This window comes from Bacillus cereus group sp. MG16 (assembly GCF_040459875.1).
Lineage (GTDB): Bacteria > Bacillota > Bacilli > Bacillales > Bacillaceae_G > Bacillus_A > Bacillus_A paranthracis.
Genome location: NZ_JARVHE010000001.1, coordinates 1286877 through 1298950 on the forward strand (window position 1 = coordinate 1286877; position 12074 = coordinate 1298950).

The window sequence follows — 12074 nt, forward strand, 5'->3', positions numbered from 1 at the left end:
ATTCAGCTATCAATGGAAATATAATGTTGGGAATATATTCTATTGAATTATGGTGTCGTGAAGGCATTACAAATTGGACATAAAAAAAGAATCCTGTTCACAGAATCCCTCTTTCCTTTGCGATTGCATATAGTGATGAACGAGTTACGTTATTCTCTTCGCATATTTGTTTAACCGTCTTCCCATTTGTTTTGCGGTTTGCTAGTTTCTCCAATGCTTCATTTAATCCTGGATTGTTATCATGGTATTTTTTCGGCTTCGTCTTATATTTGCCGTTTGCCTTCGCAATTGCAATGCCCTCACGTTGACGTTCTAGCATTATCTCACGTTCGAATTCAGCAACAGATAGTAAAACATTCATGATTAGTTTGGACGTAGGAGAACCGTCGAATAAGCCCATATTAAGAATGTGTAATTTGATTCCTTTCGAAGTTAATTCTTCGATTAATTCAATGCCACCTTTAATTGTTCTAGCGATTCTATCAATCTTTGTAATGACCAAAGTGTCCCCCGCTTTTAACGTAGAAAGCATTTCTTGTAATCCTTCACGGTGCATATCTTTTCCTGACTTCTTATCTTGGTATATTTTCGTAGCCCCTGCTTCTTCCAGTGCTTTTAATTGTGCGTCCAAATTCTGTTCTACCGTACTAACCCTTGCGTATCCAATAATCATATGTAATGTCCTCCCGATGTCCTTTATTCTGTCCTAATTGTACGATAAGAAAATGGACATGTCAAATGGACGTTGCAAACCGCATGGAATCAACAAAGGACAAAGTGTCCGAAATCTCCTGCCCTAATGGACGTTCGGTAAATTAAAAGGGGCGGTGTTTTATATCCTTCTATGTTCTTGCAAGTTTGTGCGGCTACCTTTATTTTGAAGACGGGCTATTTTAAACAAGGGGCTACCGTTTCGAAGGGCGGTACTTATTTAATAGGGGGCATTTCTTTTAAGGGGACATAGAGGATAACGCCACACATCCATGACACGCACGTTATTGTTAAACGACAGGTATTGTATTAGGTAACATGAACACGTATGGCACAGATACGCTTCACACATTCCTATTCACTGTTGTATACAATCCTTGTAGTACCAATATGAATGGATATGTATGTTGGTGTTACACGACACAGCACCACCATACGATGTAATCACACGCATCTAACGTATGTATCGTTACCTCTATTACTTAACATGATTAGCACAATGAATCTTACGAACTGATAATGAATGTTTGTTCATTGCTAGAAATGTTTTCAATTTGTATTAAGAATTTATCTTCATTCAAACCTTTCATCATTTCATCTATTTGAATTACTTTGTTTTGAATATTAATTTTCAATTTCTTCTTTCATTTTTCTTGATTCACGAATCTTCCTCAATCGATTAATTCAACAAAATATATTTGTAAATTTATAAGAAAATGAAAAGTCGATGGGGTATACGGGAGACGGGAGGTATATAGTGGGGGATACTAGCTGTCGAAAATACACAAAATAAAATACGCCCAAGTTAGGAAGCCGATAGCTGGTAAAAAAATTTACAACAAAAAATTATGCCGAAATGAGAATCTGTATCTTCATAGTTTTTTCCTATATTTTGGGGAGTGTTTTTGTTTTCTTGTATATAACGAATAAAGGGAAGCCTGTTGGAATCGTTTTTTTTCTACTTTTTACGAATCACGATATGCCTTACAAAAATGAACCGAAAGAAATTTCTTTGGATTGAAAAAAGTAACACCACCAACACAAGCTTATCGAGTTGTCATTGACGATTTTAACAGTGAAGTGTGTTTAAATGAAACGTTGACAAAGGCAAAAGAAAACTTCTCGAATTATGGTGCTTGGGTTAAAAAAGTTTAATGAATAGGTAACACCCACCGTCACTAGTTGAAATTTAATAGGTAACAGGTGGAGTGACTTGGACACCTTGAAATAGGTAACGGGCGGGGTGCTACTAAAAGAACTTAATAATTTAAAAGAATTTAAAGTAATAAAAGAATTAATTAAAAGAGGAAACATACTCATGATTGAATTAGGAGTTATTGCGGCTTTAATTGTCGGCGTCAATGAAATGATAAAACACTTTTTACCGATATCTTCTGTTTTACTTGGTATTTTAGTAATGCTATTAATACACTGGTACCCTATTTCAGATTGTATTTTCATTCCGAAACTTTTAAAACGAACACTAGACACCTTAAAATAAAAATCTAAAATAATCATAATTTATATGTCACAAAACGTGGGACAACGGACCAATAGAAAGTGTAAATAAAAAATTAAACACTTTCGGAGGAATTTTATTATGACAAATTTAATCAAAAATGAAGAAACATTTATTCTTGACGCTAACGTTCGTGAATCTCATATGAACCGTGTGGACGTATTGGAAAAGGTGAAAGGTTTGCTATTATTACCTAATCTAGAAATGGCGACTACTCGACAGGTTGCGAATTTTTACGAAGTGGATAGTCAAACGATTAAAAATATAGTTTTCGACCACAAGGACGAACTTGATGCAGACGGCTTAAAGGCGTATAAACGTAAAGAAATTAAGGAGTTTCTCAAAGAAACCCCTAATGATTACCAAATGTTACGAGGATATGGTGTAGGAATGAACAAAACAAACCTTTTCCCACGTCGTGCAATCTTACGTGTTGGAATGTTGCTTCGCGATTCAGCTATTGCGAAAGAAGTTCGCACCCAACTTTTAAACATCGAAGAGAAAACGACGCAAGAAGTTAAAGTCGCGGACATTAACGAAGAACAAGCGTTAAAAATTGCTGTGGAAAAAGCCCTAATGATGGGGGATATAAACGGATTGGCACATGCTTCTGAAAAGTTAATTGAGTTTAAAAATCGTCATATTACTGAGATGGAGAACAAGCTACAAGAACAACAAACGGTAATTAAAGTATTAGGGAAAGAGGAAGTGTATTATAAAGACCCTAGAACATTTCTTCGTAAACTTGTTAACCATTATTCTGAAGTGGTTTACGGTACAATTAGTACAAATAAGGGGTGGATAGACCTTCGCCGTCATCTTGTAAACAAGTTGGAGAAAGGGATTAATTTAAAGTCTCGAAGAACTAACGCAAGAAAAAGTAATCCTAGGGCTTCATATATAAGTGTTATTAAGTATGAAGAATTTAATATAATCATTCCTGCAATGGTAGGGATATGTGTGAATAGTGGGGTTGACGTTTCTGCTATTATGAAAGATGCCCAAGAAGTATTACAAGAAGCTGCAATTTAATTCGTGGATTTTATTACTTTTGGATATTATCCACCCAAAAAATATTTTGCTTTTTATATTTCGATATTTTCAATGGGCGAATTCAAGGGGAAATATATATGCAAACTTCATTAAAGTGAATCTTTAAGGATAAGGTAGAATAAAGTAAATATTTAAGCTTAATATGGAGATGTATATACTATAAAAATATAAAAGTTGGTGGAGGTTAATTATGGAGAAAGTAATATATTGTAAGGTTGATTTTGAAAGCTTAGGAATAACACAAAAGGAGTTTTATGAATGCATGATTAAAGAAGGACTAGGGACAGAACGGGAAACAATTGCATACATAATAAAAGATGATAACCCTAAAATTGTAGAGAGATATATTCTAGGTGGGAATAATGCTTATATGATGAACTTTTTAGTAGATGAGGATTTAGTGGGTTTGTTATCAGGGTATAGCTTGAAAGGGGTAGAAGCGGGGTTAACAACAATTGATGCATTTTCAAATAAGCTAAGAGAATTTATAAAATGTTGGTTAGAAGTAGAAGAACAGAATAGAGGAAGGTAAAAAGACGAGGACATTGTTCCTTGTCTTTTTTATTTCAGTGCCGTCCGTCCATATAAATAATGATTTTTTAAGGTTTAGTGTCACGTTTTATGTGTGTAGAGACCAATAGAAAGGGAAGAGGTAGTTCCTTTCTCCTCTTAGACATTCATAAATACAACATTTTTTATGATTTTGTCACAGTAAACTTTTAAAATTATAAAAATCAGTGAGGGACGGCAACATGGGATTGTACACAAGAGAAAAGAAAACACACATTCAAATACAGCAGGAAGATAAGCTAGAACGAATAAAGCGAATTTATGATGATAAAAAAGTAAAGCAGGTGCTTGCAGTAGAAAAGACATGGAATAAGTATGCTTTACTTCGATTGGAAGAAGGAGAGGATGCCTTCCATATCATTTTTAATGATTATTTAATAGGATGGTTCATTCAAACAACTCTCAATAAATTTGAAAATGCATGGAAAAATAAGCGGATTTCCCGAGATGACTTTGAAAGTGTATTTTGGGAGAAGCTATGGCATGTGTGTCGAGAACATTCATGGAATGATGAGTATTATCTGTATGAAAAAATCAGAAAGTCATTAGAATGTACAGGTTGCAACCTAGTAAAATCGAAATTGACGACGGATAAGCGAAAGGCTAATCATCAAAATGTTGTCCTTATGGCAGATTTAGAAAAGATTGATTCACCGTTTCGTATTGAGAGTGATATAGAAATTAAACTATTAATTAAACAGTATTGTAATGGTATTGAAGTGGATTTAATAACAACGTATATAGAAAGCCCTTATTTATCATATAGAGACTTAGGGCGTTTACATGGGATAAATCATCCTGAAAGAGTGAGACGGATACTTGATTCTGCAAAGGGGAAGTTAAGAGAGGTGAAATTAGATGTTTTTTAATAGGGATAAATCGATGATTTTTTGTTTACATGCTATATTAAGTTTAGGAATATTTTTACATAGAGGGGAGTAAAGGTAATCGTGTCAGTTAGTAAACATCAATTTTTTGAAATGTATGGAACAGGAAGAGAAGATGACAGATGGGATTTTAAAGAGGATTTACATGTAAAATCAAAGGAGAATTTTTATTCGTTTGTAAAAGATGTACTAGCTTTTTCTAATAGTGGTGGTGGGTATTTACTTTTGGGGGTAAAGGATAGGTCAATTGAATTGGTGGGCGTAAAAGAAGAGATAGATGAAGCAAATCTAGGCGAAAAAATTGAATCGACATTAGGTTATTCAATAAGGTTTAGTCTATTCTATTTTGAGTATGAACAAAAGGACAAAGTAGTGTCACTTGGAATTATGTATATTCATGAGGGTGAAAAAATAAATGTATCACCAAGAACTTTAAATGGACCAAAAAAAGCAATTGTACAAGAAAATACAATATATGTGAGGAGAAATACGAGAAGTGTAAATGCCAATAGAGAAGATTTTGAAAGAATTGGGCATCGAATAAAAAGTGCGGATGAATATGAGTTTAAAGAACGAGATTTAATGATATTGGAACGTAATAGGATGGATGAGGATTCATTATCAGCAAAGCTTGATAAGTATATGAAAGGAGAGTTTGTTTTTACATCAAATGAATTTGCATACAAAATAAATGAAATTTATAGATATCAAGATAAGTATAATAAGTTGGAATTTGCTAGACTATTAGGATTTGACACGCATAAAATAGATGATTACTTTGAGGGAAAGGCATTTCCGACATTAGAACATATTTTAAGGGCAACAACAATATTTGATTTACCGCCAGATTACTTTTTCACTCCTACGTTATACATGGAATATCCTCTATGGTTAGACCCATTGGTTAATTACTGTATTATTGAAAAAGTGTTGCAGAAGGATGAGTTATTTCATAGGGATAATAAGCGTTTCTTCAGAGAGGTTTTCCAACAATTAGCAATGGGGATGAGAGTGTTTAATGAATGGGTATATTCTCAAAGACCAAAAGGACATGATACAACTAATGATGAGGTGAAATATAAGTATATTGATGCACGATATCTATATACCTGTGTAGCACATATGAATGACATAGAGTTATACAACTTCAAGATGTTTTTAGCACAAATGTATTATAAGGTGCTAGAATATTGTCCTGAGAATATTAGAAGTGAAGGTTTGACGGTTGATGAACAAATATTGAACAACCTTATTCAGGTTAATAATCAACTTGTTTGCCGAATTATTACCGAAAGTATTAAAGAAATACAGGTGAATAACGGTGAAATTGAGGTTAAATTACATTTCTTTGAAGACATCATAAATGGAAAAGTTGTAGGGCGTAATTATTTACCAGATACTCTTACTTTGGAGTTTATATAAATAGTAAAGTGCATGTGTAAGTATATAGATTTTTAAATTTAATGCTTTTAAAAATAATATCTTCCTTATAATATAGGTTTTAGATATTATATATGGGAGATGAAGGATTTGAGTAACAGAAAAAAAAGAATCGACGAACACTTTGGACTTTTATGCCAAGAAATCAATTAGGTCAAGCAATAATAGCTGTTATGGCATTGTTAGTTTCCATTAGTGCAGTAGCAATAACATATACTACAAATGAAATTATGAAACAACAGATGGAAATTACAAAAGCTGAAAAAAGACCTCTTATTAATTTTAAAAGGGATTATGCAAACGATGAAAATGGTTTTGCAATTAGAGAGAGTTTAGCTGTCCACAATGAAGGTGGATTAATGGAAGATTTTGATTCAAAGATGATTACTTTCTTTGATTTTGGTATATGGGATTATAGTAAGGATGAGGCAGAAAAGCATATTATAGTTCCTATAAAAAATTATTACATTGGATTCACAACAGGGGCTTTGCAAAAGGAAATAGTTACGTATGATAATAAATTCTTCAAAGAAGGAAACAACAAGAAGATAATAGAGGTAACAAGAGAATTTTCGAAACTGAAGGAACCCCTTGAACAAAAACAAAAAGAAAAAAGTGATTACCACTTCGAGATAGGTGAAGGTGAATTTAAAACGTATTGTAAAGTGGAATATAAAGATATTTATGGTGAGAAACAAGAATTATATTATGATGTTAGTGCTTCCGGTGCTAAAAAGATAAGTGCAAAACAAGGTAAGAGTACTTTTGAGAAAATTGAATCGCTTAGTAAAGGGTTTTATATTGAAGAAGTCAGTGCAAGTAAACTATTAGATTATGTGGAAAAGGAAATGAAGGATTAACTATACAAAAAATAACATTTGTTAGGAAGGCTGATTCTTGGTTTAGTATTGAAGGTATTTTGGATAGATGATACAATTAAATTGAGATAAGCGATAAATTCCACACTTCTAACCAATAAATAGAAGTTTTTAATAATTGTTATGAAATATACAATGCCTTGATATAGTGATGGTTATACAGTATCTATGTCAAAAGCAAAACCTACGAACTCTGAGTTTATCGCAATGGTTGCGGATAAGCTGAGACTTGAACATAAGGCTAGCTGAGAATAGAAGAAGTAAGGGATTTAAGTTTTTAATAATTCTTGAAATATATACTTGATAGTAAATTTAAAACCAATGAACTTTTTAATTAATGACCAATGAATGTTAGAATTCGTTGGTCTTTTTATTGTACATGTTCGAAGTGAAGGTTAAATTGAATCACGGTATATCCGATGAGGGATTTTAGCAAGCAAGTCATCCGTGATATAATAGAAAATAATAAAAAGTCCTGTGAAACAGGACTGTATTATTCTTCGTCTTTATTTTGTTTTTCTAATTCAACTAACTTTTGAATTAAAATGTGCTGCGGCATATGCATAAGTTGTTCAAGTGGAACACCTAGTGCTTTTGATAGGCGGACTGCAGTGTCTGGAGAAATTTGTAATGGTCTCATAGAAGTACCTCCTTTTTCGTATAGTATAGCATAAGATTGGGGGAGTGAGGATGACTCTTATATTTGCACATCGTGGTGCAGCGGGAACGTACCCAGAAAATACGATGATTTCATTTGAAGCAGCTGAATCTTTTAAGGCAAATGGAATTGAGCTTGATGTTCAATTAACGAAAGACGGAAAGGTTGTCGTCATTCATGATGAAACAGTGAACCGGACAACGAATGGAAAAGGTGCGGTTCGAAATTATTTATATGAGGATTTATGTAAATTAGATGCGAGCTATAAATTTGGTGATAAAGTAGGATTTTGTAAAATACCTCTTTTAGAAGAAGTGTTACAATGGATTGAAAAAACAGAGTTGCTACTTAATATTGAACTTAAAAACAATAAAATTCCATACAGAGGTTTAGAAGAAGAAGTTATAACGCTTGTACGGAAATTTAATCTAGAAGATCGTGTTATATTTTCTTCATTTAATCATTACAGTATGAAAAGGTGTCATATGATGGCTCCAGATATTCAAACAGCGATTTTATATCGTGAAGGTTTGCATAGTCCGTGGGCATATGCAAAAAAAATGGGGGCTACAGCAGTGCATCCTAATTATCGTTATCTTCAAGATGCTGTTGCCGAACTAACGATGGAAAGTGATGTAGAGGTTCGGCCCTATACAATTAATGAAGAAACACTTATGCGTAAATATTTTGATATGAATATTTCGGCGATTATTACGGATTACCCTGAAACGGCAAGAACATTATTGCAAATAAAAAAATGAGACCGCTTGTAACGGTCTCATTTTTTTATTTGTAAATAGTAGAGATTTCCTATCCTATCTTCGAAAGCGAGCTTGTACTTTATTTCGTTTACGATCTCGGTGTAAGACGAAACCACCAAAGATATAAAATCCGAGCGCGAAGCAGAGAGCCCCGATTAAAAATTGTAACCATAGTATTGAGAGTGGAGGAAATAAAATCCCGAATACGGTATCTCTCATTAACTTAATGCCAAACACAGCTAATGAAATAGGGATGAGTGCTAATAATAGAGCAAGGTAACGCTGCATATAAACGCTCCTTTTCAGATTATTTTGTTTATTTTAATGATGTTATATGAAAAGGGGGTTTGTCAAGAGGGAGCTGAACGAGTAAGATAAGGGTGTGAAAAATTTTGCAGAGATACTCCGAGAGGAAGTGTAATATATGAAACAAAAAGTTTTAATTGTTGGTGCAGGTGAAGGTGGTAGTACACTGCTGCGTCTGTTACAGAGTTCGAATATATTTCAAATTATAGGGATTATTGATATAAATCCGATAGCAAAAGGGTTACAGATGGCAAAGGAATACGGGATTGCAATTGGAGAGAGTGTGACTCCGTTTCTTTCTATGCACATTGATGTAATGTTTGATATGACAGGTGACGATGATTTACATAAAGATTTATTAAAGAGAAAGCATAAAGATACTCTTCTTATACCAGGTGATATTGCAAAGATTGTTACGAGATTAGCACATGAGAAGGAAAATTTAATTGGAAAGTTAGAAGAGCAAACGCAGCAAGGGGATTTGATTTTAAATTCTACGCATGACGGTATGATTGTGATTGATCGAGAGGGACAAGTTCGCCTATTTAATAAAAGTGCAGAGCGTATTATCGGGTATAAAAAAGAAGATGCGGTAGGGAAATATATTTTAGAAGTTATTCCGACTAGTAAGTTGCTTCGTATTATACGTACGAAACAAATAGAAGTAAATTATGAATTGACGCTTGAGAATGGAAAGAAAATTATTACAACCCGTATTCCAATATTAAAAGAGGGAGGAGAAGTGCAAGGGGCATTTGCGATTTTTAAAGATATAACAGAGGTTGTAGATCTTGCGGAAGAAGTTACAGATTTAAAGGAGATTCAAACGTTACTTGAGGCGATTATTAACTCGTCTGAGGAAGCTATTTCGGTCGTGGATGAAAAAGGTCGAGGATTAGTAATTAACCCTGCATATACGAAATTAACAGGTTTAACAGAAGAGGACATTATTGGAAAGCCGGCTACAACCGATATTGTAGAAGGTGAAAGTATGCATATGAAAGTTCTTCGAACACGTAGGGCGGTACGAGGAATACATATGAAGATTGGCCAAAAAAAGCGAGACGTAATTGTAAACGTAGCACCGGTCATTGTAGATGGAATATTAAAAGGAAGCGTTGGTGTAATTCGTGATGTATCAGAAATTCAAAAGTTAACAAATGAATTGAATCGAGCGAGGCAAATTATTCGAACGTTAGAAGCAAAATATTCATTTGATGACATTGTCGGAAATTCAGATGAAACAACGGCTGCTATTGAACAGGCGAAACTGGGGGCGAATACACCAGCAACAGTGTTGTTACGCGGGGAGTCGGGGACAGGTAAAGAATTGTTTGCGCATGCTATCCATAATGGAAGTAATCGGAAATATAATAAGTTTGTTCGTGTAAACTGTGCGGCTATTTCGGAGACGTTGTTAGAAAGTGAATTGTTTGGTTATGAGGAAGGGGCATTTTCTGGCGCGAAAAGAGGGGGAAAACGTGGATTCTTTGAGGAAGCGAATAACGGCAGCATCTTTTTAGATGAAATAGGGGAACTATCTGCAAATACGCAAGCGAAACTCCTTCGCGTTTTGCAAGAGAAAGAAATTGTAAAAGTTGGTGGAACGAAGGCAATTCCTATCAATGTCAGAGTAATTGCAGCGACGCACGTGAATTTAGAAAAAGCCATTCTAGAAGGGAAGTTTAGGGAGGATTTATATTATCGATTAAATAAAATTCCAATTCAAATCCCATCTCTTCGTCAGCGTAAAGGGGATATACCGGCAATCGCAGACAGGTTAATTCAAAAAATTAACCAAGATTATGGCCGAAATATAGAGGGGCTCACTAATTCTGCTATTTCATATTTACAATCATATGAATGGCCAGGGAATGTGAGGGAACTTGAAAATATTTTGGGGAGAGCTATTATCTTTATGAATTATAACGAGACCTATATTGATGTACAACATTTACCACCATTACATAACGAAGAGCAAGTGGAGTCAAAGCAAGCTCATTTATTGCCTGAGTTAGAAGAAAAGCCACTTGAGCATTTAGTGACGGAGTTTGAAGGGAATATCATTCATGAATATTTAGAGAGATTTGGTGGAAATAAAACACAAACAGCCAGAGCGTTAGGGATTTCGGTTCGAAATTTATATTACAAGCTAGAAAAATATGAGTGTGCAAAAAATAGCATGCAATAAATTGCGTACCATGCAATTTATTGCATGGTATACAAAAAGCGACAAAATAAGACAGAATCTTTTGTTATTTCCTAAAGTATTGATTTCACTGTGTTTTGAATGCGTTTTCATTATTGGTAAGACCACTTTTAAAAGTTGGCACGGTATTTGCTTAATAAAAAGACGAGGGACGACGGAAAGGGTTGATTACAAAATATGAAGTTAGAACACTTAATTGATCAAGCGGCAGGCCAGCCTAAAAAAACTGTGGCTGTAGCAGTAGCTGAAGATCATGAAGTAATTGAAGCTGTAGCGAAAGCAATTACATTACAGCTAGCTCAATTTCGTCTATATGGAAATCAAGAAAAAATAATGGGGATGCTACAAGAACATAGTTTACAAACTTCAGAACATATTGAAGTGATTGCAACACAGTCAAGTGCTGAGGCTGCAGAACTTTCTGTTAAAGCTGTAAGAAATGGCGAAGCAGATGTGCTTATGAAGGGGAACATCCCAACAGCAAATATTTTGAAAGCTGTATTAAATAAAGAGTGGGGACTTCGTAAAGGTAGCGTACTTTCACACGTTGCAGCATTTGAAGTTCCAAACTACAATCGTCTCATTTTTGTTACAGATGCAGCGATGAACATTGCACCTGATGTAACACAAAAAGCTGCTATTATACAAAATACTGTAGAAGTTGCCCGGGCAATAGGAATTGATTTGCCGAAGGTAGCACCAATTGCAGCGGTAGAGGTTGTGAATCCCGCGATGCAAGCGACAATTGATGCAGCGATGTTAACTCAAATGAATCGCCGCGGACAAATTAAAAATTGTGTCGTTGATGGACCACTTGCTTTAGATAATGCAGTATCACAAATTGCAGCAGAACATAAAGGCATAGTAAGTGATGTAGCAGGTAAGGCAGACATTTTACTCGTCCCAACAATTGAAGCTGGAAATGTACTATATAAATCACTCGTATACTTTGCGGATGCAAAAGTAGGAGCAATGATTGCTGGCGCAAAAGCACCGATTGTTTTAACATCTCGTGCTGATTCAGCAGAAACAAAAGTATATTCATTAGCATTGGCAGTTGCCACTGCTTCAAAATAAACCAA

At 34.6% G+C, this 12074-nt stretch carries 12 protein-coding genes and 1 pseudogene; 10 read left to right on the forward strand and 3 right to left on the reverse strand.

The genetic code is table 11. The features are described from left to right. Positions 1-97: 97 nt before the first annotated feature. Positions 98-673: a recombinase family protein gene (locus QCI73_RS06750; protein ID WP_353822679.1), complete on the reverse strand. Its 576-nt coding sequence runs from the start codon at positions 671-673 to the stop codon at positions 98-100. A 1356-nt stretch (positions 674-2029) separates the two neighbouring features. Between QCI73_RS06750 and QCI73_RS06755 the strand changes: the two genes are divergently transcribed. The 7 genes and pseudogenes from QCI73_RS06755 to QCI73_RS06785 all read left to right on the forward strand — a co-directional run. Then, the gene (locus QCI73_RS06755) at positions 2030-2212 is read left to right on the forward strand and encodes a hypothetical protein (RefSeq protein ID WP_353822680.1); all 183 of its coding nucleotides are present in this window, start codon (positions 2030-2032) and stop codon (positions 2210-2212) included. A 99-nt stretch (positions 2213-2311) separates the two neighbouring features. Further along, positions 2312-3262, forward strand: coding sequence for a hypothetical protein (locus QCI73_RS06760; RefSeq protein ID WP_175251386.1), 951 nt, complete (start codon positions 2312-2314; stop codon positions 3260-3262). Positions 3263-3473: 211 nt separating this feature from the next. Continuing rightward, positions 3474-3815 (forward strand): hypothetical protein, encoded by a 342-nt coding sequence (locus tag QCI73_RS06765; RefSeq protein WP_353822681.1) that lies wholly within the window; start codon positions 3474-3476, stop codon positions 3813-3815. 220 nt (positions 3816-4035) lie between these two features. Beyond that, positions 4036-4722 (forward strand): sigma-70 family RNA polymerase sigma factor, encoded by a 687-nt coding sequence (locus tag QCI73_RS06770; RefSeq protein WP_353822682.1) that lies wholly within the window; start codon positions 4036-4038, stop codon positions 4720-4722. Positions 4723-4803: 81 nt separating this feature from the next. Then, complete coding sequence (locus tag QCI73_RS06775; protein ID WP_353822683.1) at positions 4804-6162, forward strand: ATP-binding protein; 1359 nt, start codon at positions 4804-4806, stop codon at positions 6160-6162. A 152-nt stretch (positions 6163-6314) separates the two neighbouring features. Further along, positions 6315-7040 (forward strand): hypothetical protein, encoded by a 726-nt coding sequence (locus QCI73_RS06780; protein ID WP_230305641.1) that lies wholly within the window; start codon positions 6315-6317, stop codon positions 7038-7040. A 171-nt stretch (positions 7041-7211) separates the two neighbouring features. Further along, positions 7212-7307 (forward strand): annotated as a pseudogene (locus QCI73_RS06785) (sporulation initiation factor Spo0A C-terminal domain-containing protein); the annotation flags it as partial. 244 nt (positions 7308-7551) lie between these two features. Here QCI73_RS06785 and QCI73_RS06790 read toward each other — a convergent pair. Beyond that, the gene (locus QCI73_RS06790) at positions 7552-7698 is read right to left on the reverse strand and encodes a YycC family protein (RefSeq protein ID WP_001247671.1); all 147 of its coding nucleotides are present in this window, start codon (positions 7696-7698) and stop codon (positions 7552-7554) included. 50 nt (positions 7699-7748) lie between these two features. On the opposite strand from QCI73_RS06790, the gene QCI73_RS06795 reads away from it, so the two are divergent. Further along, positions 7749-8477, forward strand: a complete 729-nt coding sequence (locus QCI73_RS06795) for a glycerophosphodiester phosphodiesterase (protein WP_353822684.1) — start codon at positions 7749-7751, stop codon at positions 8475-8477. Between the two features lie 54 nt (positions 8478-8531). Here QCI73_RS06795 and QCI73_RS06800 read toward each other — a convergent pair whose 3' ends face one another. Beyond that, positions 8532-8765, reverse strand: a complete 234-nt coding sequence (locus QCI73_RS06800) for a DUF2627 domain-containing protein (RefSeq protein ID WP_001190187.1) — start codon at positions 8763-8765, stop codon at positions 8532-8534. Positions 8766-8901: 136 nt separating this feature from the next. On the opposite strand from QCI73_RS06800, the gene QCI73_RS06805 reads away from it, so the two are divergent. Further along, positions 8902-10974, forward strand: a complete 2073-nt coding sequence (locus QCI73_RS06805) for a sigma-54 interaction domain-containing protein (protein WP_353822685.1) — start codon at positions 8902-8904, stop codon at positions 10972-10974. A gap of 195 nt (positions 10975-11169) precedes the next feature. Beyond that, positions 11170-12069, forward strand: a complete 900-nt coding sequence (gene yqiS / locus QCI73_RS06810) for a phosphate butyryltransferase (protein WP_000763079.1) — start codon at positions 11170-11172, stop codon at positions 12067-12069. Positions 12070-12074 lie beyond the last annotated feature (5 nt).